This window comes from uncultured Bradyrhizobium sp. (genome assembly GCF_947648125.1).
Taxonomy (GTDB): domain Bacteria; phylum Pseudomonadota; class Alphaproteobacteria; order Rhizobiales; family Xanthobacteraceae; genus Bradyrhizobium.
Map to the genome: position 1 here is coordinate 1 of NZ_CANSMR010000033.1, position 21,432 is coordinate 21,432.

A 21,432-nucleotide genomic window follows, 5' to 3' on the forward strand; every position below is an offset into this window, starting at 1 on the left:
CGATGATCGCCTGCTTGATCTCGCGATACACCATGCCCATGAAGTTCAGCGGCTGGTAGAGCTGGATCATCATCGAGTTGATCAGCACGAAATCGCCGACGGTGTGGGTGCCGTTGCGGATGCCGAACGCGCACATCAGCATGGTCGCGGTCAGCCCCGCGGTGAAGATGATCGCCTGCCCGGTGTTGAGCACGGCGAGCGAGGTGTAGGTCTTCACGCTGGCCTGCTCGTAGCGCTCCATCGAGCGGTCGTAGCGCCGCGCCTCGCGCTCCTCGGCGCCGAAATATTTCACCGTCTCGTAGTTGAGCAGCGAGTCGATCGCCTTGGTGTTCGCCTCGGTGTCGGAATCGTTCATCTTGCGGCGGATCTCGATCCGCCACTCGGTCGCGATGTAGGTGTAGTACATGAACACGACGACCGTGATCAGCACCGCGAGCACGTAGCGCCAGTCGAACTGCCAGAGCAGCACTGCCGCCAGCAAGGTGACCTCGACGATGGTCGGGATCAGCTGCAGGATCACCATCCGCACGATGGTCTCGATGCCGGAGCGGCCGCGCTCCAGCACGCGGGTCAAGCCACCGGTCTTGCGCTCGAGATGGAAGCGCAGCGACAGCTCGTGCATGTGAACGAAGGTGATGTAGGCGAGCCGCCGCACCGCGTGCATCGCGACGCGGGCGAAGATGCCATCGCGCCACTGCGTCAGCACCGCCATGATGATGCGCACCGCGCCGTAGCTGATCGTCATCAGCACCGGCGAGGCGATCAGCCAGACCATCCAGTTCGAGGAAGCGACCGGCGCCGAGCCCGTGCCGTTCAGCGCGTCGATCGCCCATTTGAAGGTGAACGGCACCGACAGCGTCGCGAGCTTGGCGAACAGCAGCAGCACCACCGACCAGATGACGCGCATCTTCAAATCGGCGCGATCGCCGGGCCAGATGTACGGCCAGAGATGAACGAGGGTGCCGAGCAGCGTCCCCTTCTCGGCGGCCGGCGTCGTGGCCGTGGGCTGATCGGCCACGGTCACAGTCTGTTGCGGCGGCACCATCAGGAGCCCGCTCTCGCCGTCATGGCGCGGCGGTCCGCTGCCACATCTTGTCCACGATTTGCCATTGTGCCCGTCATATAGATCGTTTGAACGCGGCGTACAGGCTTATGACGAAAATTGTTCGCGATTCGCGGGAATTTGCGGGATATTTTGGCCCTCAATCCCCATATGCGAGTCTTGACCCTGTTTACGCTGCAGTGCCACAAGGATCGTATGAACCAAATCAAGACTGTCTGTGTTTATTGCGGCTCCGGCCCCGGTAACAATCCCCGCTTCGTTGAAGCTGCCATCGCACTCGGCAAGGCCTTTGCCGACAACAACGTGCGCCTGGTCTACGGCGGCGGCTCGATCGGCCTGATGGGCGCGGTCGCGAAATCCACCCTCGATCATGGCGGCTCCGTCACCGGCATCATTCCGGAATTCCTGCGGGCGCGCGAGAATGCGCTGACCTCGGTTCAGGAAATGATCGTCACGCCCGACATGCATGAGCGCAAGCGGCTGATGTTCGAGCGCTCGGATGCGTTCGTCGCGCTGCCCGGCGGCATCGGCACGCTGGAGGAGCTGGTCGAGCAACTGACCTGGCAGCAGCTCGGCCGTCATCACAAGCCGATCCTGCTCGCCAATATTGATGGTTTCTGGGAACCCCTGCTCTCGCTGCTGAGCCACATGCGCACGACCGAGTTCATCCGCGCGACCCTTCCCATCAACGTGCTGATGGCCGACCGCGTCGACGACATCCTGCCGCGGCTGCGTTCGGCGGTGGCCGGCAAGCCGGCGGCCGCAAAGGAGCTCGCGCCCGAAGTGGCGCGGCGGCTGTAACCCCTACTCGCTCGGAAACGTCACGGCCTCGATGCGATTGCCGTCGGGGTCGAGGATGAAGGCGGCGTAATAGCGCACGCGGTCGTGCGGGCGCAGGCCCGGGGGACCATCGGAGAGGCCGCCTGATGCCAGCGCGGCGGCGTGGAAGGCATCGACCTCGGCAGTGGTCTTCGCGCGCAGGCAGATATGGCTGCCGCTCTCATGCGCGACCTGCGCCATCGTGGCGCGCAGATTGATCCAGAATTCAGGATAGGTCTTGCCGAAGCCGATCGTTGCCGGCCGCGTGACCAGACGGCTCAGGCCGAGCGCGGTCAGCGTCGGCTCATAGAACCGCGCCGCGCGGTCGAGATCGCGGACGCCGACAGAGACGTGGTCGATCATGGGCCCTCCTGCCCGTCATTGCGAGGAGCGAAGCGACAAAGCAATCCATGCATCCTTGCGCGCGGAAAGGTGGATTGCTTCGCTTCGCTCGCAATGACGGCACCTGTTTCCTTCGCAGCCTTAAGCCTGCGCGCCCGATTTCACCAGCTTGTAGAACACCGAATCCATCAGCGCCTGGAACGAGGCGTCGATGATGTTGGGCGAGACGCCGACCGTGGTCCAGCTCTCGCCGGTCTCGTCCTCGCTTTCGATCAGCACGCGTGTGACCGCCTCGGTGCCGCCATTGAGGATACGCACACGGTAGTCGATCAGCTTCAGGCCATCGATGTATTTCTGGTACTTGCCGAGATCCTTGCGCAGCGCCACATCGAGCGCGTTGACCGGACCGTTGCCCTCGGCGGCCGAGATCAGCCGATCACCGTCGACGTCGACCTTCACCACCGCAAGCGCTACCGTGACGCGCTGGCCGTTGGCGTTGTAGCGCTGCTCGACATTGACGTCGAACTGCTCGACCTTGAAATATTCCGGCACCTTGCCGAGCGTTCGGCGCGCCAAGAGGTCGAACGAAGCATTCGCCGATTCATAGGCGAAGCCCGCGGCCTCGCGCTCCTTCAGCTCCTCGACCAGGCGCGTCAGCCGCGGATCACTCTTGTCATAGACGATGCCGGCGCGGTCGAGCTCGGCCATCACGTTGGAGCGGCCGGCTTGATCCGAGACCAGCACCTTGCGGTGGTTGCCGACGGAATCCGGCAGCACGTGCTCATAGGTCTGCGGATCCTTCATGACAGCGGAGGCATGGATGCCGGTCTTGGTGACGAAGGCGCTCTCGCCGACATAGGCCGCATGGCGGTTCGGCGCGCGGTTCAGCATGTCGTCGAGCGTACGCGACACCTTCATCAGCGTCGCCATCTTCTCCGTGGTGACGCCGATCTCGAACTTGTCGGAAAACTCCTGCTTCAGCTTCAACGTCGGGATCAGCGAACAGAGATTGGCGTTGCCGCAGCGCTCGCCGAGGCCGTTGAGCGTGCCCTGGATCTGCCGCGCCCCGGCGCGCACCGCGGCGAGCGAATTGGCCACCGCCTGCTCGGTGTCGTTATGGGCATGAATGCCGACATGAGCGCCGGGCACCTGCTTGACGACATCGCCGACGATGGTCTCGATCTCATGCGGCATGGTGCCGCCATTGGTGTCGCACAGCACCACCCAGCGCGCGCCGGCCTCATAGGCGGCCTTCGCGCAGGCAAGCGCATAGTCGCGGTTCTCCTTGTAGCCGTCGAAGAAGTGCTCGCAGTCGACCATCACCTCGCGACCGAGCGCCTTGGCGGCGGCGACGCTGTCGCGGATCGAGGCGAGATTCTCCTCGTTGGTGGTCTCGAGCGCGACCCGGACCTGATAGGCGGAGGATTTCGCGACGAAGCAGATCGCGTCCGCCTTGGCTTCGAGGATGCCGGCGAGCCCCGGATCGTTCGAGGCCGAACGGCCCGGCCGCCGCGTCATGCCGAACGCGGTGAATCGCGCGTGGTCGAACGCAGGCTTCCTGCTGAAGAACTCGGTATCGGTCGGATTGGCGCCGGGATAGCCGCCCTCGACATAGTCGATGCCGAGCGCGTCGAGCATGCCGGCGATCACCTGCTTGTCCTGCAGCGTGAAATCGACGCCATTGGTCTGCGCGCCGTCGCGCAGCGTGGTGTCGAACAGATAAAGGCGCTCGCGGCTCATGCGTGGCCTCCAGGCGTGGCAACGCCGTCGAGCGTCTTCTGCATCGTGGTGTTGGCGAGCCACTCGTCGTTGATGGTGACCGTATTGCGCTGCTGCGCGACGTAGCCGCGCTTGCGGAAGAATTCGAGCGCTGTGTCGCTCGCATCAACCTTCAGGGCCTTGGTGCCGCGGGCGCTCGCGATCTTCTCCAGCGCATCGCACAGCGCGCTGCCTGCACCCTGCCCGACCGCACTCGGATGCACATAGAGCATGTCGATGTGATCGGCCCCCTTCAGCGAGGCGAATCCAACAGGCGCGCCCTGCAATGTCGCGATCAGGGTCAGCTGCCCGGCGAGCTTGTTGCCGAAGGCCTCCTCGTCGTCGGCGGCCATCGCCCAGGCTTCCTGCTGCGCCTCGCTGTAATCGTCGCCGGTCAGGTCCATGATCGACGCCGCGAAGATCGCCGCCAGCAGCGGCGCGTCGTCAGGCAGATACGGACGCAACGCGGGTGCGGATCGGCTCATCGCGCAACCTCCCAGGTCGTGATCGGCTTTCCTTCGGCATCCTTGCCGTCCTTGATCGCCACGCCCATCGCCGCGAGCTGATCGCGGATCCGGTCGGACTCCTTGAAGTCCTTCCGCGCACGCGCCGCGGTGCGCTCGGCGATCAGCACCTCGACCACGGCGGCATCGACGCCGCTGGCCTGCTCCTTGCGGCCCTTCCACGCCGCCGCGCTCTCAGAGAGGAAGCCGAGCAGCCGCAGCGAGCCGGCAAATTCCTTGCGGCTCGCTTCATTGCTGGCGGCAGCATTCCGCAGGCTGTGCAGCACGGCCATGGCCTGCGCCGTGTTGAGGTCGTCGTAGAGCGCCTCGACCATCGCCGGCGATGGCGCGCCGGGCTCGGCGTCGGCCGCGACCGCATACCAGTCGTCGAGCGTCCTTGCGGCTTCCTCCGCGCTCTTCAGGGTCCAGTCCAGCGGCGAACGGTAGTGCGTTCTCAGCATGCTGAGCCGCAGCACCTCGCCCGGCCAATCGGCCAGCAGATCGCGGATCGTGAAGAAGTTGCCGAGCGACTTCGACATCTTCTCGCTTTCGATCTGCAGGAAGCCGTTGTGCATCCAGACATTGGCCATGCGGTCGGTGTGGAACGCGCAGCAAGTCTGCGCGAGTTCGTTCTCATGGTGCGGGAACACCAGGTCGATGCCGCCGCCATGGATGTCGAACTTTTCGCCGAGATGCTTCCAGGCCATCGCCGAGCACTCGATGTGCCAGCCGGGCCGCCCCTCCACCGCAATGCCTGCCGGCGACGGCCAGGACGGCTCGCCCGGCTTCGACGGCTTCCACAGCACGAAATCGGTGTTGTCGCGCTTGTAGGGCGCGACATCGACGCGCGCGCCCGCGATCATCTCGTCGAGCGAGCGCTTCGACAGCGCACCATAGCGCGGCAGCACCGAATTGGCCGCGTTCATCGCCTGCGGCGAGAACAGCACGTGATCCTCGGCGACATAGGCAAAGCCGCCGGCGACCAGCTTCTCGATGATCGCGCGCATCTCCGGGATGTGCTCGGTGGCGCGCGGCTGCACCGTCGGCGGCAAGCAGCCGAGCGCGGTGACGTCGTCCTGATACTGCTGGTAGGTCTGCTCGGTGACCTTGCGGATCGCCTCGTTCAGCGGGACGCCGGGATAATCCCGCGCGGCGCGCACGTTGATCTTGTCGTCGACGTCGGTGATGTTGCGGACATAGGTGACGTGACCTGTGCCATAGCGATGGCGCAGCGCGCGAAACAGCACGTCGAAGACAACAGCGGCGCGGCCGTTGCCGATATGGGCGAAGTCATAGACCGTCGGTCCGCAGGCATACATGCGGACGTTATCGGCATCGAGCGGCACGAAGGGCCGCTTCTCCCGGGTCAGCGTATCGTAGAGGCGCAAATCCATGGGTACCCATCCCTTGCGGCCGGGCGTCCAGTGATCTCAGAGTGATTGAGAAAAGACGGCCTCAGCCAGCGAATCGCTAGCTCATAATCTCGCGGCAAATGCTGCAGATGGCGAGGTGGCCGTTCATGGTTCCATCGTGTCTCACGGCCCCCTTATCCCGTCAAGGGGCTGTTTTCGGGCGTTTTGCAGCCCCGCGTCGCACCGAAGTCACGCCAACGCCCTCATGGTTAATCATTATTAAGGAATTGGGCGTACGGGAGGGCCTGCGGATTCCCCGCCATTTTAACTGGTGCACCATGCGGCCCATTTCAGCATTGATTGCCTGCACGATCGTCCTTGTCTCCTCGGCCGCCCTGGCCGACAGCCGCGTTTTCATCGTCGCCAACCAGGCCGACGGCTACGGCATCGACCAGTGCCTTGCCCGTGGCGACCGCTGCGGCGCGTCCGCTGCCCGCGCCTACTGCCGGTCACGGGATTTTGCGCAGGCCACCAATTACCGCCGCGTCGATCCAGACGAGATCACCGGCGCGGTTCCGCACGCCGCGAACGAGACATGCCGGGGCAATAGCTGCGGCGAATACGTCGCCATCACCTGCCAACGCTGAGCCAAGCGGCTGGATGAGCGGGGTTATTGCCACACCGGCGCCCCGGAAACGACGTGACGCTGCCCCGAGAAACGGCTATTGCAGCGGCCTTGCCCGCGCGCTTTGGCGTTGATCGCCGCGCGGCGTCGTTTTAATGGCCGGATATGCCCAATAGCTCCCGTTCTCGCTTCTCCCGCTGGTTCTTGACTTGCGCCGTGCTGGGTGGAATCGCCCTGCCCGCCGCGGATGCCCTCGCGCAGGTGCCCCCGGGCCCGCCCGGCCCGGCGCCCCAGGGCGCGCAGGCCAATCCGATGTGCGCCCGGCTCGAAGGCCAGCTGGCGGCAATCGATCGTGGCGGCGGCGATCCGGCCAAGGACGAGCAGATCCGCCGCTATCAGGACGCTGCAACCCGGCAGCAGGGCGAACTGGATCGCGTGACCGCGCAGGCCCGGCGCATGGGCTGCGACAGCTCCGGGTTCTTGTCGCTCTTTAATAACAACTCGGCGCAGTGCGGACCGGTCAACAACCAGATCCAGCAGATGCGCGCCAATCTCGATCAAATGACCGCCAATCTCGAGCGGCTGCGCACCGGCGGGCTCGGTGGCGCCGATCGCGAGAACCAGCGCCGCTCGGTCTTGACCGCGCTGGCGCAGAACAATTGCGGCCCGCAATACGCGGCGGCCGCGCGTGGCCCCGGCAATTTCATCGAGAACCTGTTCGGCGGCGGCGGTGGCGGCAATCCCAATCCGCTGCCCCCGCCCGACGCGCAATATGGCGGGCAGTCCGGCACCTTCCGCACCGTCTGCGTCCGCACCTGCGACGGCGCCTATTTCCCGATCTCGTTCGCGACCACGCAGGCGCGCTTCGCCGCCGACGAGCAAGTCTGCAAGGCGCAGTGCCCGGCCGCGGAAGCCAGCCTGTTCGCGTACCGCAATCCCGGCGAAGACATCAACCAGGCTGTCTCGATCAACGGCCAGTCCTACTCGTCGCTGCCGAACGCCTTCAAGTACCGCACCGAGTTCAATCCGTCGTGCTCCTGCAAGGCGGCCGGCCAGAGCTGGGCGGAGGCGCTGAAGGCGGTCGACGACCAGGCGTCCGCCGCGCAGCAGGGCGACATCATCGTCACCGAGGAGAGCGCGCGGAAGATGCAGCAGCGCGCGCAGACCAAGGCCGCCGCCGGCAAGAAGGGCGCGCCGGCCGCGGCGGCTCAGCAGCAGCCCGCCGCCGCTGACGCCACCGCGCCCGCGAGCGACGGCCAGATCCGCACGGTCGGCCCGACCTTCATCCCGAAGAAGCAGTAAGACTCATTACGTTTTTTGAGCACGATCTCCGCGCAAACGCTTACGCGTTTGTCGCGTGGGAAAACCGGTCTCCACTTTTCCGGATCATGCTCTAGCCCTCAAACGCCTCCGCCGACGCGCGCGAGGTGCGCGTCAGCAGCGTCTCGTCGGGCGCCGGCAGCGCCTTGCCGAAATCGCGGAAGCGGTTGGTGATGGGATAGCGGCGGTCGCGGCCGAAATTTTTCCGCGTCACCTTCACTCCCGGCGCCGCCTGCCGCCGCTTGTATTCGGCGATGTTGAGCAGGCGATCGACGCGGGTCACCACATCGCGGTCGAAGCCGGCCTCGATGATGGTCGCAAGCGGCTCCTCGCGCTCCACCAGCCGTTCGAGGATCGCATCCAACACCTCATAGGGCGGCAGCGAATCCTGGTCAGTCTGGTTCTCGCGCAACTCCGCGGTCGGCGGCCGGATGATGATGTTGACCGGGATCACCTCGCCCGACGGCCCAAGCGCGCCGTCCGGCTTCCAGGCATTGCGCAGGCTCGAGAGACGGAACACCTCGGTCTTGTAGATGTCCTTGATCGGATTGAAGCCGCCGTTCATGTCGCCATACAGCGTGGCGTAGCCGACCGACATTTCCGACTTGTTGCCGGTCGTCACCACCATGGCGCCGGTCTTGTTGGAGATCGCCATCAACAGCGTGCCGCGGGCGCGCGCCTGCAGATTCTCCTCGGTGATGTCGCGCTCCAGCCCTTTGAAGACCGGCGCCAGAATTGACTCGAAGCCGTTGACGGCGTCGGCAATCGGCAGGATCTCGTAGCGGATGCCGAGTGCGGCGGCGAGCTTGGCGGCATCGTCGAGCGACACCTGCGCGGTGTAGCGGAACGGCAGCATCACGCCGCGCACCTTGTCGGCGCCGAGCGCGTCGACCGCGATCGCGGCACACAGCGCCGAGTCGATGCCGCCGGAGACGCCGAGCAGCACGCCCGGAAATCCGTTCTTGCGAACATAGTCGCGCAGGCCGAGCACGCAGGCCGCGTAATCGGCCTTGTCGCCTTCGAGCTGCGCAGTGATCGGCCCGTTGCAGCGCCAGCCATCGGCAGTCTTGCGCCAGGTCAGCGTCGTGATGTTCTCCTCGAACGCCGGAAGCTGCGCCGCCACGGAGAGATCGGCATTCAGCGCAAACGAGGCGCCGTCGAAGATCAGCTCGTCCTGGCCGCCCATCTCATTGAGATAGACCAGCGGCAGCCCGCTCTCGGTGACGCGCGCCACCACGATCGACAGCCGGAGATCGGCCTTGTCGCGGGCATAGGGCGAGCCGTTCGGCACGATCAGGATCTCGGCGCCGGTCTCGGCCAGGCACTCGACGACATTCTCGTAATCCTCGGATTCCTCGAGCCAGATGTCCTCGCAGATCGGCACGCCGATGCGCACGCCGCGCACCGTCACCGGGCCCGATGCCGGGCCGCGCGCGAACAGCCGCTTCTCGTCGAACACGCCGTAATTCGGCAGATTGGCCTTGAAGCGCAGCGCGGCGATGCGGCCGCCGTCGAGCAGTGCGCAGGCATTGTAGAGCTTGCCGTCCTCGACCCAGGGCGTGCCGATCAGCATCGCCGGGCCGCCATCTTTGGTCTCGCGCGCCAGTTCCTCGATCGCGGCGCGGCAGGACGACTGGAACGCCGGCTTGAGCACCAGATCCTCCGGCGGATAGCCCGCAATAAACAGCTCCGACAGCACCACGAGGTCGGCGCCGTCGGCTTTCGCCTTCTCGCGCGCGGCACGCGCTTTCGCGGCGTTGCCGGTGACGTCACCGACCGTCGGATTGAGTTGCGCCAGGGTGATCTTGATCTGTTGTTCGCTCATAGCTTTATGTTGTCCCGCACAACGGCAAACTGCAATGGTCGTCCGATCATGGTGCGATTGCAGAAATCGCACTGGGATCTTGGGCGCCGGTCAGGGGGCAAGCTCTGCCCTCACCTCGCCGAGCAGCGCCATGCCACCCAGCCGGCCCAATTCGTCCGAACATTTCGCGCTCTTGCCATAGCAGCCGAATGCAACCGTGACCCGCTCGGAAAGTGGTCCGATGCTGGGCAAGCCCGTGTCGCCGAAGGTGGTCATGCAGGGCACGACGCGGCGTTCCTCGAATTTGAGGTCGCGAATGCGGTCAAGGATCTGGGTTTGCAGCCGATCAGCCACATCAACCGATCCGCCCGACCGGAACCAGTCCTTGATCTCAGCCTCGCTCTCGAGCGCACGATCGACCGGATCGCCGCCGAGTTTCAGCCAGCTCTGGCCATCCGGATATGGGATCGGCGGCAGGATGTAGGGGTTGTCGCCCTTGGGCCCGAGACACCGCATCGACGGCATGCCGGCAAGACGCTGCGCCTCCGCCGCACCGAGCCGGAACAGCGCCGCGGTGCGCGCATAGACCGTAAAGCCCAAGGAGCGACCGAGCAGCGATTGGGTGTGCCCGCCGGCCGCAACCAGCACGCGCTCGGCCGCGATGCCGCCCGATCGCGTCCGGATCGTCACACCGGAGCCGCTCTCCGAAATCCCGAGCGCTGGCTCGTCGATGATCCGGGCGCCTGCGCGCTCCGCCGCGATGGTCTGCGCCTGAACCAGGCGACGCGGTGAGATGTATCCGGCATTGCGCGGCTCGAAATAGCCCAGCATTCCCGCCGTCGATTTCAGGAACGGAAACCGCTCCGCGAGCGCCGCATCCTGATAGGCTTCACACGCGATCCCTTCGTCGGCGCAGACTTGGCCGACCGAGGCGACATCGGTGGTTTCGCGACCGCCGACGTGAAGCGCACCGGCTTCGCGGTAGAATTCGACACCGCTTTCCGCGGCAATCTCGCCGTAGCGCGCGATCGCTGCGCGGTTCATCTGCCGCCAGAACGGCTGCGGATCGTAGACCCGCGTGATGCGGCCCTCATCATAGTGGCTGCCGAACACGCCGCTGTGCTGCGAGAAATTGACCGGCTCATCGGGCCCGATCAGCGCAACCGCATGGCCCATCTTGCTCAGATGTCGCGCGGCCGCCGAGCCGATCAGTCCACGTCCGATCACCGCAAGCTTGATCGGTCTGTTGGCGCTCACGACGAGAATGCGCCCAGGCGTTCGGCGAGAGCGAACAGCCAGAACAGCCCGGCCATCACGAGCGCGACGCCGACGGCGGCGGAGCCCATATCCTTGACCCGCCCGATCTGCGGATCGTGATCCATGGTCAGGCGGTCGGCGAGCTTCTCGATCGCGGTGTTGAGCAGCTCGATCACGAGCACCAGCACCACGGTCGCGACCAGCTCGACCCGGCGCATCACGGTGGCGCCGACCAGCCAGGCCAACGGCACCGACAGCACCAATGCCACCACCTCTTCGCGAATCGCCTGCTCCGAGCGAATGGCAAATGCCAGCCCGTTGCGCGAGTTGATGGTGGCTCGCCAGAACCTCAGCAAGTCACTGCCCTCAAGTCACCGCCCTCAAGTCACCTGCCCCAAATCACAACCCAGCGGCGGCCGGCATCGGTTTGACCTTGCCTGCGCGCTCCTGCTTCAGCAGCTCGGCGATCAGGAAGGCCATGTCGATCGACTGTTCGGCGTTGAGGCGGGGATCGCAGACCGTGTGGTAGCGGTCGTTGAGATCCTCGTCGGTGATGGCGCGCGCGCCGCCGATGCACTCGGTGACGTCCTGCCCGGTCATCTCCAGATGCACGCCGCCGGCATGGGTGCCCTCGGCGGCATGGATCTGGAAGAACGCCTTCACCTCCGACAGCACGCGGTCGAACGGCCGCGTCTTGTAGCCGGAGGTCGAGGTGATGGTGTTGCCGTGCATCGGATCGCACGACCACACCACCTTGCGGCCTTCCCGCTGCACGGCGCGGATCAGACCCGGCAGATGATCACCGACCTTGTCGGCGCCGAAGCGGTTGATCAGCGTCAGGCGTCCTGGCTCGTTGTCGGGGCTCAGCACGTCGATCAGCTTCAACAGCTCGTCCGGCTTCAGCGACGGGCCGCATTTCAGGCCGATCGGGTTCTTGATGCCGCGGAAATATTCGACATGGCCGTGATCGAGCTGGCGGGTGCGATCACCGATCCAGATCATGTGGCCCGAGGTCGCGTACCAGTCGCCGGTGGTGGAATCGACCCGCGTCATCGCCTGCTCGTAGCCGAGCAGCAGCGCCTCGTGGCTGGTGTAGAAATCGGTGGCGCGCAGCTCCGGATGGCTCTCGAGGTCGAGGCCGCAGGCGCGCATGAAGTTCAGCGCGTCCGAGATGCGGTCGGCCAGCTCCTTGTAGCGGCGGGACTGCGGCGAATCCTTCAGGAAGCCGAGCATCCATTGATGCACGCTGCCGAGATTGGCGAAGCCGCCGGTCGCGAACGCGCGCAGCAGGTTGAGCGTCGCTGCGGATTGGCGATAGGCCATCAGCTGGCGCTGCGGATCGGGAATCCGCGCTTCCGGCGTGAAGGCGATGTCGTTGACGATGTCGCCGCGATAGCTCGGCAGCTCGACATCGCCCTGCTTCTCGGTCGGCGACGAGCGCGGCTTGGCGAATTGGCCTGCGATGCGGCCGACCTTCACCACCGGCAGCGCGCCGGCATAGGTCATGACCACCGCCATCTGCAGCAGGACGCGGAAGAAGTCGCGGATGTTGTTGGCGCCGTGCTCGGCAAAGCTCTCGGCGCAGTCGCCGCCCTGCAGCAGGAAGGCCTCGCCCACGCAGACCCGCGCCAGCGCCTTCTTCAGGCTGCGCGCCTCGCCCGCGAAAACCAGCGGCGGAAACGTCGCAAGCTGGGCCTCGACATCGGCCAATGCCTTGGCATCGGGATAATCGGGCACCTGCAGCACCTTCTTGGCGCGCCAGCTATCGGGTGTCCACCGCTCGGACATGAGGTCAACTCCTGAGCAAAAACCGCGACTTAATCGGCGGGAAAGGTGGGCTTATACACAGCCGCCCGCTCTCCCGCTAGAAGGATTCCTGCAATCCCGTCAAACTCTTGCAGGAAAATACGAATTCGCATTTGCTGGACCATACCATGAATGCCAGGGAAATTGCCGCAGCCGCCGCCGCGCTGGACGACGTTTTTAGCGACGACATCGTCGTGCCGGCCGCGGACGGCTACCCGCTCGCCGCGACGCTGTTCCTGCCGCGCGGCAGGAAGCGCCATGCCGTCCTGATCAACTCGGCGACCGCCGTGCCCCGCAAGGTCTATCGCGGCTTTGCCGGCTACCTCGCCCGCCGCGGCGCGGCGGTGCTGACCTACGACTACCGCGGCACCGGCGACTCGAGGCCGATGGCGGCGACCGGCCTCAACAAGCCGAAGTCGCTGGCCGGCTTCAACGCCACGATGGCGGACTGGGCCGCGCTCGACACCACCGCGGCGGTGAGCTGGATGCGCTATCGCTACCGCGACCTGCCCTTCGCCTATGTCGGCCACTCCTTCGGCGGCCAGGCGCTTGGGCTCCTTGCCAACAACGCTGAAATTCCGCGCGCGCTGCTGGTCGCCTCGCAGGCCGCCACCTGGAAGCTGATGGCCTCGCCCGAGCGCTACCGCGTCGTTGCCTTCATGAACGGCATCGGCCTGCCGCTGGCGCGCACGCTCGGCTACGTGCCCGCCTGGGCCGGTCTCGGCATGGACCTGCCGCGGGGCGTGTTCGAGCAATGGCGCGGCTGGGTGATGCGCGAGCGTTATCTGCTCGACGATGCCACGCTCGTAGCGCGCGAAAATTTTCCGAAGTTCAAGGGCCAGCTCCGCGCGCTTGCCATCACCGACGACACCTGGGCGACGCGGCCGGCGGTCGAATTGCTGTGCTCCGCGTTCACGTCGATCACGCCGGAGATCATCTCGATCCGCCCCGCGGATGCCGGCGCAAAAGCGATCGGCCATTTCGGCTTCTTCCGCAGCGAACACCGCGACGCCCTGTGGCGCGGCGCCGCAGAGTGGCTCGAGGCGGAGGGATGAGCCCGAACTCTCACCACCGTCGTCCCTGCGAAAGCAGGGACCCATAACCACCGAATTCACTTGTGAACGCGATCGCGGCCCCAGCGTCGTGCGCCAATTGAGATTTGGGGTAATGGGTCCTGGCCTTCGCCAGGACGACGATGAGGATGGTTCTCGCGCGATACGACCCACCGCTATTTTAGCGGTCAAAATGATGGGTATCGCTTCGCTCCACCCATCCTACCCAATCTCACACCACCTTCCGCGGCGCCGCCGTCGCCGCATCACCCGTGTTTGGCGTGCCCGTCGGCTCGACCAGCAACAGATGCACCTCTTCCCGCGCGACGGGCCGGTGCTCGACGCCCTTCGGCACGACGTACATCTGGCCGGGGTGCAGCGTGATGGTGCGATCGCGCAGCTCGATGTCGAGCACGCCCTTCAGCACGAGGAGGAAGTCGTCGGTGTTGTCGTGCTTGTGCCAGACGAACTCGCCCTGCACCTTCACCACCATGACATCGCAGGCATTGAATTGCGCCACCGGGCGCGGCGACCAGTGATCGCTGAATGTCGAGAGTTTCTCGGAAAGATCGATCGCGTCGCGCATGGTGCCTCCGGTCCGGGCCAGCTTGCCGGACTCGTTAGCTCAGCCGCGCGACGCACTCAATGCACGCCCCTCAATCGCTCCGGATATGTTGTCGGCCCGTTGTGCCCGTTGATATCGCAATGCGTTTCGCCGTTGGCGGCCTTGCGCGCCAGCAGCTCGCGTTCGGCCTTGTACCAGAGCTGATCCATCTGGCCCGGCGGTTCGCCGGCGTCCTTCCACAATTCGTAGGCGCGGGTCCGAATCTCCTGCTCGGTTGGGCCTGTCATGGGCGGCTCCCTCAATTTGAGACATCAAACTGTTTGGAGTGGAACTGCCAGCATAGCGCAAGGTTCCGACGCACGCGAGATTGCCCCGCTGCCCGTCGCGCGCCATCTGTGCACAAGCGCCGTAGCGCGAGCCATTCGCCGGAAACCGGATCTGATTTGAGCGCGCGCAAAGGGCGGCATATTCACGTCAACAAAGGTGCCCTAGTTCCCCGCACCAGGAGCGGCCGCCGGCAGCGCGCCGGTCTTGTGGAAGCAAGCTACCCCTTCTGAGGTATGAAACCTTTGCGCGCCTCCGCAGACTCAAAGTTATCAGGATTTTGCAACGACCTTCCTGGGGCTAGAGACAGCGCCGCTCGCATGTATTTTAAGCGGGCGGCGTTGGGCTGTCAGGCAGGGCTCGTTTACCGTTCCAGCGCAAGTCTGCGGTGAAGAAATCAAGCGCAAGGCCGATCGTCGTCATCACATGTCTAGCGCGGCGGCGCACCGTGGAGCAGGACCGAGTGGCGGCGGCCATAGACGAAGTAGAGTGCGAGGCCGATCACCAGCCACACGATCAGGCGCAGCCAGGTCTCCCAGGGCAGGAACACCATCAGCAGGATCGAAAAAGCCATGCCGAGCACCGGAACGACAGGCACGCCGGGCGTGCGGAACGGGCGCGCGATCTCGGCATCGCTCTTGCGCAGGTAGATCACCGCGCCGCAGACCAGCACGAAGGCGAACAGCGTGCCGATAGAGACCATCTCGCCGAGGATATCGATCGGGGTGAGCGCCGCGACAACAGCCACCACGATCCCGATCAGCAGCTGGCTCTTCCAGGGCGTGCCGAGCGAGGGATGCACGTCGGAGAACAGTCTGGGCAGCAGGCCGTCCTTGGCGATCTGGAAGAAGATGCGGCTCTGGCCATACAGCAGCACCAGGATCACCGTGGTGAGGCCGGAGAGCGCGCCGATCTTGATCAGCACCGAGAACCAGGTCTGCCCGATGACATCGACGCCCTTGGCGATCGGATCGGCGACGCCGAGCTCCGTGTAGGGCACGAGGCCGGTGAGCACGCCGGCGACCGCGACATAGAGGATGGTGCAGATCAGCAGCGAGCCGAGGATGCCGATCGGCATGTCGGTCTGCGGGTGCTTGGCTTCCTGCGCCGCGGTCGACACCGCGTCGAAACCGATGAAGGCGAAGAACACCACCGAGGCGCCGCGCATCACGCCGGTCCAGCCGAACTGACCGAACGTGCCGGTGTTGTCGGGGATGAAGGGATGCCAGTTCGCTGGTGTAACGTATCCAACGCCGAACAGGATGAAGGCGAGCACGACGGCGAGCTTGATGCCGACCATGATGTTGTTGAGCCGGGCCGACTCCTTGGTGCCGCCGATCAGCATGGCGGTGAGCGCCAGCACGATGAACGCCGCCGGCAGGTTGACGATGCCTTCCACGGTCGAGCCGTCAGCCAGCTTGGCCTCGGTCCAGGGGGCCGCGGCATATTGCGGCGGGATGTTGATGCCGAAATTGTGCAGCAGCGAGACGATGTAGCCGGACCAGCCGACCGCGACGGTGGAGGCGCCCATCGCGTATTCGAGGATGAGGTCCCAGCCGATGACCCAGGCGAAGAGCTCGCCGAGGGTCGCGTACGTATAGGTGTAGGTGCTGCCGGAGACCGGCAGCAGCGCCGCGAGCTCGGCGTAGCACAGGCCGACGAAGGCACAGGCGATGCCGCCGACGACGAAGGAGAGCATAATCGCCGGGCCGGCATAGTGCGCCGCTGCGGTGCCGGTGAGCACGAAGATGCCCGCACCGATGATGCAGCCGATCCCGAGTGCGGTGATGCTGAGCGCCCCGAGTGTCTTGCCGAGCGTGTGCTCCCCTGCTTCGGCGATGATGCTGGCGACCGACTTGCGCGTCATCAAACCCAGATCTGTCATGGCGACATCTCCATCTGGTAAGGCCAATGCGGCCTCTCAATCAGAGATAGAACATTTGGCCGCAGTATCCGAGCGATTGTCCTGACGTTCAGGCAAGGCAAACGGCTTTTGGCGCGCGAGCCGCCAATCAACGATCTCAGGGAGCTCTGTCTATATACGCGCGACTATGACGACTGGTTCCCGGTGCCGGAACGTGACCAGAGTCCTATTGTTCGCGGCTCGCCCTCCGTCATGGCCGGGCTTGTCCCGGCCATCCGCGTCTTTCTTGCGTGATTGATGCAAAGACGTGGATGCCCGGCACAAGGCCGGGCATGACGAGGGCTATCGCCCCACTCAGCCCCGAGTGTGTCCGGATGTTTCGCCGCGACGCGCCGCATCATCGGCGCGCCGCCTGCGCCCTACTCCGCCGCCTGGCGCACGTGTTGCGCGGTTGGCGTCCGCATCGTCACCAGCTCTTCGGAGGCGGTCGGATGCAGCGCGATGGTGGCGTCGAAATCCGCCTTGGTCGCCTTCATCTTCACCGCGATCGCAACCGCCTGGGTGATCTCGGCGGCGGCATCGCCGACGATGTGGCAGCCGAGCACGCGGTCGCTCGCGCCGTCGACCACGAGCTTCATCAGCACGCGGGTGTCGCGGCCGGACATCGTCGCCTTGATCGGGCGGAAATCGGTCTTGTAGATGTCGACGTGGCTATATTGTGCCCGCGCCTCTTCTTCCGTGAGGCCGACGGTGCCGACCTCCGGCTGCGAGAACACCGCGGTCGGAATCGTCGCGTGGTCGACCTGCACGGGGCGCTTGCCGAACACGGTGTCGGCGAAGGCATGGCCCTCGCGGATCGCGACCGGCGTCAGATTGGTGCGGTGGGTGACGTCGCCGACCGCGTAGATGTTGTCGACCGACGTCTTCGACCAGCCGTCGACCTGGATGCCGCCATTGGCGGGATTGATGGCGACGCCGGCAGCCTCCAGCCCGAGACCCCTGACATTGGGATGCCGGCCGATCGCGAACATCACCTGGTCTGAAGCGATGCTCGAGCCGCTGGAGAGATGGGTCGTGTAATCCTTGCCGTGCTTGTCGACCTTCGCCACCGTGCAGCCGGTGATGATGGTGATGCCGCGCTTCTCCATCTCGGTGCGGACATGCTTGCGCACGTCCTCGTCGAAGCCGCGTAGGATGTTGTCGCCGCGGTAGACGACGGTGACGTCGGAGCCGAAGCCGGCGAAGATGCCGGCGAATTCCAGCGCGATGTAGCCGCCGCCCTGGATCACGGTCCGCTTCGGCAGCTCCTTCAGATGAAACGCCTCGTTGGAGGAGATCACGTGTTCGATGCCGGGAACCGCCGGCCCGTGATTGGGCGCGCCGCCAGTCGCGATCAGGATGTATTTCGCCGTCACCTTCTCGCCGGTGGCGAGGCGGACGGTGTGGGCATCCTCCAGCACCGCGCGGGTCTTGACGATCCTGGCGCCCGACTTCTCGACATTGCTGGTGTAGGCGCCCTCGAGCCGGGCGATCTCCTTGTCCTTGTTGGCGACGAGCGTCGCCCAGTCGAACGAGACCTGGCCGATGCTCCAGCCGAAGCCGGCCGCGTCCTCGATCTCCTGGTGGACGTGGCTGCCGATCACGAACAGCTTCTTCGGCACGCAGCCGCGGATCACGCAGGTGCCGCCCATCCGGTACTCTTCGGCGACCATGACCTTCGCGCCATAATTGGCGGCGATGCGGGCGGCACGAACGCCGCCCGAACCACCACCGATGACAAACAGGTCGACGTCGAACTCGGCCATGGGTACCTCTCTCTTCGCCCTCGCCCCGCAAGCGGGGCGAGGTATCACGGACGCTCCGAGAGCGCTCGAAGGCGCTCTTAGATATCCTTACCGCGCTTCTTCATCTCGGTCTTGAACTGGCCGTTGACGATCACGCCGAACTGCTGCGCCCACTGCTGCATATATTGCAGCGATCCGTTGATTGCCGTGGGCTCCGCGATCAAAAGCTTCTGACCGAGCGGGGTCTTGTAGAACGTCACGAGGTCCTTCAGCTCCTGCTCGCTGAACTCGGCGGCGTAGATCTGCGCCATTCCGTCGCCGATCTCCTTCTCGCTGCCCGCGAACTGCTTGGCGACGACCAACGCCACCTCGTCGAGATCCTTCTGGTAGTTCAGGTACTGCTGCAACAGACCGGTCTTGGTCTTCTCGATGATTCCCGGAACGGCGCCGGCATACATCACCGCCACGTTCTTCATCGTCAGGATTTCCTTGGCGTACCCAATCGCCGCGGGGGTCGACTGCTTGACCTTGGGCATGGGGGGCAGCTGCTGCTGCGCCATGGCCGGTGCAGCCGCGAGCGCCAGTCCAGCCGCCAGGGCCGCTGCCGACAAAAGTCCCGAAAAACGCTTCATTCCAAGTCTCCTTGCTTGCGGCGTTAGCGCCGTTCAACAACCCGAATTCCCTGTGCGCCGGCCAGGACGGCGACGCTGCCGAGCCCGATGAACAGGCCATGTTCAACCACGCCCGGGATCACGCTGAGCAAACCGGCAAGACGCGGCGGGTCGCCGATCCGGCCGAGATGCGCATCGACGATCCAGTGGCCGCCATCGGTGACAAAAACGTGACCGTCCTTGCCCTTACGGACGATCATCTGGCCGGACACGCCGGCCTCGGCGAACGCCCGCGCCATCGCGGCCTGGGTCGCGGCGAGCCCGAACGGGATCACCTCGACCGGCAGCGGAAAGCAGCCGAGCACGTCGACCCATTTGCTGTCGTCGGCGATCACGATCATGCGATCACTGGCGGCCGCCACGATCTTCTCGCGCAGCAGCGCGCCGCCGCCACCCTTGATCAGATTGAGCGCGTGGTCGATCTCGTCGGCGCCGTCGATGGTGAGGTCGAGATGATCGACCTCATCCAGCGTGGTCAGCGGGACGCCGCAGCGGATCGCGTCCGCCCGGGTCGCCTCCGAGGTCGGCACGCCGATCACCTTCATGCCTGATCGGACCTTCTCGCCGAGCAGTTCGACGAAATGCTTGGCGGTCGACCCGGTGCCGAGCCCGAGCTTCATGCCGTCGCGCACCTCTTCGAGCGCGCGCGCCGCCGCCTGGCGTTTCAGTGCGTCCATGTCCACGGCCGATAGCCCCTCGGTTGTCCGTTACGGGCGCGCCATCGGGCCGCCCGGCGGGCGCATATCTAGCCTCGATTCACGGGCAGGAATAGCGCCATCCGGGCCCGTCTTTAGGCCGAAACGGCGTCCATCGCGGCCAAAATCGCCGCAAAACGGTCCTCGACCTCGGCTCGCATCCCCGGGTGGGTGAAAACATAGAGCTGGTCGTCGTGAATCGCGCTCACTACGCGGGCCGCGACCGCAGTCGGATCGAGACCGGCTTCCAGGCGGCGCGCGATCTCGGCAACGAGCGCGGCTGCCGGGCTGTCAGGGGCCAACTGGCGCGGCGGGCCGTACTGCGCCGGACGATTGCGCCCGCTCTCGCCGATCCGGGTCCGCACATAGCTCGGACAGAGCACGCTGACGCCGATCCCGAGCGGCGCCAGCTGCGCCGAAAGCCCTTCGGACAGGCTGACGACGGCGAATTTGGTCGCCGAATACGGGCTGACGCCGAGCCCGGCGTTCATCCCGGCCATCGACGCCGTGTTGACGATATGGCCGCCCTCGCCGTGCGCGCGGATATGCGGCAGGAAGCTCCTGACGCCGTGCAGGACGCCCATCAGGTTGACGTCGATCACCCAGCGCCAGTCGTCGACCGAGATCTGGTCGATGCCGCCGCCGGCCGCGACGCCGGCATTGTTGCAGACGACATGGACGTTGCCGAAGGCGCGGAACGATGCCTCTGCCGCGCGGTCGACGCTCGAGGGATCGGCGACGTCGCAGACGACGCCATGGACATCCGCGCCGCCGCCCCGCAGCGCATCGACGGCCTTGTCGAGCGCGCCGGTTTCGACGTCGGCGAGCATCACCTTCATGCCCTCGCGCGCGAACGCGGTTGCCATGGCCAGTCCGATTCCGCTGGCCGCACCGGTGACAAAAGCGGCTTTTCCGGCAAGTTCCCGCACCTGAGCCTCCCCAACTTCATGACGCGCCCACATCTACTCTTGCATCGCGGCGCGCGGCTCGATAGCCAAAAGCGTGATGTCCGCCTCCTCTCCCCCCATCATCGTGTTCGATCTCGACGGCACGCTGGTCGACACCGCGCCTGACCTGATCAGCGCGCTGAACCATGTGCTCGACCGCGAAGGCCTGCGGCCGGTGCCGCTGTCGGCGGCCCGCAACATGATCGGCGCCGGCGCGCGCAAGCTGCTCGAGCGCGGGCTCGAGGTGGACGGACGCGTAGTCAGCCTCGCGGACCTCGATCGTCTGACCAAGGCTTTCATCGACTATTACGCCGAGCATATCGCCGACGGCTCGCGCCCATTCGACGGACTCGAAGCCGCGCTCGATCGGCTGGAGGCCAAGGGCCATCGCTTCGCGGTCTGCACCAACAAGCTGGAATGGCTGTCCAAGCTGCTGCTCGACCGGCTCGGCCTGACGCCGCGCTTTGCCGCGATCTGCGGCCAGGACACGTTCGGCGTCGCCAAGCCCGATCCGGCATTCCTGCGCGAGACGGTCGCCCGCGCCGGCGGAAAGCTGCCCGGCGCCATCATGGTCGGCGATGCCGGTCCCGATGTCGGGGTCGCCCGGCGCGCCAGCGTCCCGGTGATCGGCGTCGATTTCGGCTACACCGACGTGCCGATGACCGAGCTGAAGCCGGACCGGCTGATCAGCCATATGCGCGATCTGCCGGACGCCGTCGCCAGCCTCGGCGCCGCATAAGCTTTCCGCAATACATTGATATTGCTTGGCAATAATTTGCTATGCGAATTTTCCATTAACCATCCTTTAACGAACAGACCTCCCCCTGTTGCACCTCTGTTCCGACGCTCCTATGGTCGGGTCGGGGATTGTGGCTGATTGC

General features: G+C 65.4%; 21 protein-coding genes. 5 read left to right on the forward strand and 16 right to left on the reverse strand.

Going from position 1 to position 21,432, the window contains the following annotated elements:
• A partial coding sequence (locus Q0030_RS34695) for an ABC transporter transmembrane domain-containing protein (protein ID WP_298377781.1) occupies positions 1–1,045 on the reverse strand: 1,045 nt, incomplete at its 3' end.
• 213 nt (positions 1,046–1,258) lie between these two features.
• Here Q0030_RS34695 and Q0030_RS34700 point away from each other — a divergent pair.
• Positions 1,259–1,864 (forward strand): TIGR00730 family Rossman fold protein, encoded by a 606-nt coding sequence (locus tag Q0030_RS34700; RefSeq protein ID WP_298377783.1) that lies wholly within the window; start codon positions 1,259–1,261, stop codon positions 1,862–1,864.
• Positions 1,865–1,867: 3 nt separating this feature from the next.
• On the opposite strand, the gene Q0030_RS34705 is transcribed toward Q0030_RS34700, so the two are convergent.
• The 4 genes from Q0030_RS34705 to cysS all read right to left on the reverse strand — a co-directional run bounded on the left by Q0030_RS34705 (position 1,868) and on the right by cysS (position 5,879).
• Positions 1,868–2,245 carry a VOC family protein gene (locus Q0030_RS34705; RefSeq protein WP_298377785.1) on the reverse strand — a complete coding sequence of 126 codons (378 nt, stop codon included), beginning with the start codon at positions 2,243–2,245 and terminating at the stop codon, positions 1,868–1,870.
• Positions 2,246–2,365: 120 nt separating this feature from the next.
• Entirely contained in the window at positions 2,366–3,964 is a 1,599-nt protein-coding gene (gene cimA / locus Q0030_RS34710; protein ID WP_298377787.1) for a citramalate synthase, read from the reverse strand.
• Positions 3,961–4,467, reverse strand: a complete 507-nt coding sequence (locus Q0030_RS34715) for a GNAT family N-acetyltransferase (RefSeq protein WP_298377789.1) — start codon at positions 4,465–4,467, stop codon at positions 3,961–3,963. Before Q0030_RS34715 ends, cimA begins: the two co-directional genes overlap by 4 nt.
• The gene (gene cysS, locus Q0030_RS34720) at positions 4,464–5,879 is read right to left on the reverse strand and encodes a cysteine--tRNA ligase (protein WP_298377791.1); all 1,416 of its coding nucleotides are present in this window, start codon (positions 5,877–5,879) and stop codon (positions 4,464–4,466) included. Before cysS ends, Q0030_RS34715 begins: the two co-directional genes overlap by 4 nt.
• Before the next feature lie 296 nt (positions 5,880–6,175).
• On the opposite strand from cysS, the gene Q0030_RS34725 reads away from it, so the two are divergent.
• Together Q0030_RS34725 and Q0030_RS34730 are read left to right on the forward strand one after the other, a co-directional pair.
• Positions 6,176–6,484, forward strand: a complete 309-nt coding sequence (locus Q0030_RS34725; RefSeq protein WP_298377793.1) for a hypothetical protein — start codon at positions 6,176–6,178, stop codon at positions 6,482–6,484.
• Positions 6,485–6,678: 194 nt separating this feature from the next.
• Complete coding sequence (locus tag Q0030_RS34730) at positions 6,679–7,764, forward strand: DUF2865 domain-containing protein (protein WP_298377795.1); 1,086 nt, start codon at positions 6,679–6,681, stop codon at positions 7,762–7,764.
• Positions 7,765–7,855: 91 nt separating this feature from the next.
• Here the strand turns inward: Q0030_RS34730 and Q0030_RS34735 are convergent, their stop codons facing one another.
• The 4 genes from Q0030_RS34735 to Q0030_RS34750 form a co-directional block, all read right to left on the reverse strand.
• A complete protein-coding gene (locus Q0030_RS34735) occupies positions 7,856–9,607 on the reverse strand; it encodes an NAD+ synthase (protein ID WP_298377797.1) in 1,752 nt (583 codons plus the stop codon).
• A gap of 90 nt (positions 9,608–9,697) precedes the next feature.
• A complete protein-coding gene (locus Q0030_RS34740) occupies positions 9,698–10,843 on the reverse strand; it encodes an FAD-dependent oxidoreductase (RefSeq protein ID WP_298377800.1) in 1,146 nt (381 codons plus the stop codon).
• On the reverse strand, positions 10,840–11,199 hold the full coding sequence (locus tag Q0030_RS34745) for a diacylglycerol kinase (protein ID WP_229170836.1): 360 nt from the start codon (positions 11,197–11,199) through the stop codon (positions 10,840–10,842). Before Q0030_RS34745 ends, Q0030_RS34740 begins: the two co-directional genes overlap by 4 nt.
• A 43-nt stretch (positions 11,200–11,242) precedes the next feature.
• Positions 11,243–12,631 carry a class II 3-deoxy-7-phosphoheptulonate synthase gene (locus tag Q0030_RS34750; RefSeq protein ID WP_298377807.1) on the reverse strand — a complete coding sequence of 463 codons (1,389 nt, stop codon included), beginning with the start codon at positions 12,629–12,631 and terminating at the stop codon, positions 11,243–11,245.
• A gap of 146 nt (positions 12,632–12,777) precedes the next feature.
• Here Q0030_RS34750 and Q0030_RS34755 point away from each other — a divergent pair, with 146 nt between their 5' ends.
• Positions 12,778–13,704 carry an alpha/beta fold hydrolase gene (locus tag Q0030_RS34755; protein ID WP_298377810.1) on the forward strand — a complete coding sequence of 309 codons (927 nt, stop codon included), beginning with the start codon at positions 12,778–12,780 and terminating at the stop codon, positions 13,702–13,704.
• Between the two features lie 229 nt (positions 13,705–13,933).
• On the opposite strand, the gene Q0030_RS34760 is transcribed toward Q0030_RS34755, so the two are convergent.
• From Q0030_RS34760 to Q0030_RS34790, 7 genes are all read right to left on the reverse strand, one after another.
• Positions 13,934–14,287, reverse strand: coding sequence for a cupin domain-containing protein (locus tag Q0030_RS34760; RefSeq protein WP_298377813.1), 354 nt, complete (start codon positions 14,285–14,287; stop codon positions 13,934–13,936).
• A 56-nt stretch (positions 14,288–14,343) separates the two neighbouring features.
• Positions 14,344–14,553, reverse strand: a complete 210-nt coding sequence (locus Q0030_RS34765) for a DUF2934 domain-containing protein (protein WP_298377816.1) — start codon at positions 14,551–14,553, stop codon at positions 14,344–14,346.
• A gap of 467 nt (positions 14,554–15,020) precedes the next feature.
• A complete protein-coding gene (locus tag Q0030_RS34770) occupies positions 15,021–16,475 on the reverse strand; it encodes an amino acid permease (RefSeq protein ID WP_298377819.1) in 1,455 nt (484 codons plus the stop codon).
• 398 nt (positions 16,476–16,873) lie between these two features.
• Positions 16,874–18,259 carry a glutathione-disulfide reductase gene (gor, locus tag Q0030_RS34775; protein ID WP_298377826.1) on the reverse strand — a complete coding sequence of 462 codons (1,386 nt, stop codon included), beginning with the start codon at positions 18,257–18,259 and terminating at the stop codon, positions 16,874–16,876.
• A 77-nt stretch (positions 18,260–18,336) separates the two neighbouring features.
• On the reverse strand, positions 18,337–18,870 hold the full coding sequence (locus tag Q0030_RS34780) for a DUF2059 domain-containing protein (protein WP_298377827.1): 534 nt from the start codon (positions 18,868–18,870) through the stop codon (positions 18,337–18,339).
• A gap of 23 nt (positions 18,871–18,893) precedes the next feature.
• Positions 18,894–19,592, reverse strand: a complete 699-nt coding sequence (gene rpiA, locus Q0030_RS34785) for a ribose-5-phosphate isomerase RpiA (protein ID WP_298377828.1) — start codon at positions 19,590–19,592, stop codon at positions 18,894–18,896.
• A 107-nt stretch (positions 19,593–19,699) separates the two neighbouring features.
• Positions 19,700–20,470 carry an SDR family NAD(P)-dependent oxidoreductase gene (locus Q0030_RS34790; RefSeq protein ID WP_298377829.1) on the reverse strand — a complete coding sequence of 257 codons (771 nt, stop codon included), beginning with the start codon at positions 20,468–20,470 and terminating at the stop codon, positions 19,700–19,702.
• 139 nt (positions 20,471–20,609) lie between these two features.
• Between Q0030_RS34790 and Q0030_RS34795 the strand changes: the two genes are divergently transcribed.
• Positions 20,610–21,290, forward strand: coding sequence for an HAD hydrolase-like protein (locus Q0030_RS34795; RefSeq protein WP_298377830.1), 681 nt, complete (start codon positions 20,610–20,612; stop codon positions 21,288–21,290).
• Positions 21,291–21,432 lie beyond the last annotated feature (142 nt).

What these genes read in the sequence shown, in the direction of transcription:
- Q0030_RS34700 (WP_298377783.1), top strand. Translation starts at nt 1,259, where the DNA reads ATGAACCAAATCAAGACTGTCTGTGTTTATTGCGGCTCCGGCCCCGGT.
- Q0030_RS34790 (WP_298377829.1), bottom strand. Translation starts at nt 20,470, where the DNA reads ATGGCAACCGCGTTCGCGCGCGAGGGCATGAAGGTGATGCTCGCCGAC.
- Q0030_RS34715 (WP_298377789.1), bottom strand. Translation starts at nt 4,467, where the DNA reads ATGAGCCGATCCGCACCCGCGTTGCGTCCGTATCTGCCTGACGACGCG.
- Q0030_RS34735 (WP_298377797.1), bottom strand. Translation starts at nt 9,607, where the DNA reads ATGAGCGAACAACAGATCAAGATCACCCTGGCGCAACTCAATCCGACG.
- Q0030_RS34755 (WP_298377810.1), top strand. Translation starts at nt 12,778, where the DNA reads ATGAATGCCAGGGAAATTGCCGCAGCCGCCGCCGCGCTGGACGACGTT.
- Q0030_RS34725 (WP_298377793.1), top strand. Translation starts at nt 6,176, where the DNA reads ATGCGGCCCATTTCAGCATTGATTGCCTGCACGATCGTCCTTGTCTCC.
- Q0030_RS34780 (WP_298377827.1), bottom strand. Translation starts at nt 18,870, where the DNA reads ATGAAGCGTTTTTCGGGACTTTTGTCGGCAGCGGCCCTGGCGGCTGGA.
- cysS (WP_298377791.1), bottom strand. Translation starts at nt 5,879, where the DNA reads ATGGATTTGCGCCTCTACGATACGCTGACCCGGGAGAAGCGGCCCTTC.
- Q0030_RS34795 (WP_298377830.1), top strand. Translation starts at nt 20,610, where the DNA reads ATGTCCGCCTCCTCTCCCCCCATCATCGTGTTCGATCTCGACGGCACG.
- Q0030_RS34770 (WP_298377819.1), bottom strand. Translation starts at nt 16,475, where the DNA reads ATGACAGATCTGGGTTTGATGACGCGCAAGTCGGTCGCCAGCATCATC.
- cimA (WP_298377787.1), bottom strand. Translation starts at nt 3,964, where the DNA reads ATGAGCCGCGAGCGCCTTTATCTGTTCGACACCACGCTGCGCGACGGC.
- gor (WP_298377826.1), bottom strand. Translation starts at nt 18,259, where the DNA reads ATGGCCGAGTTCGACGTCGACCTGTTTGTCATCGGTGGTGGTTCGGGC.
- Q0030_RS34760 (WP_298377813.1), bottom strand. Translation starts at nt 14,287, where the DNA reads ATGCGCGACGCGATCGATCTTTCCGAGAAACTCTCGACATTCAGCGAT.
- Q0030_RS34705 (WP_298377785.1), bottom strand. Translation starts at nt 2,245, where the DNA reads ATGATCGACCACGTCTCTGTCGGCGTCCGCGATCTCGACCGCGCGGCG.
- Q0030_RS34750 (WP_298377807.1), bottom strand. Translation starts at nt 12,631, where the DNA reads ATGTCCGAGCGGTGGACACCCGATAGCTGGCGCGCCAAGAAGGTGCTG.
- Q0030_RS34765 (WP_298377816.1), bottom strand. Translation starts at nt 14,553, where the DNA reads ATGACAGGCCCAACCGAGCAGGAGATTCGGACCCGCGCCTACGAATTG.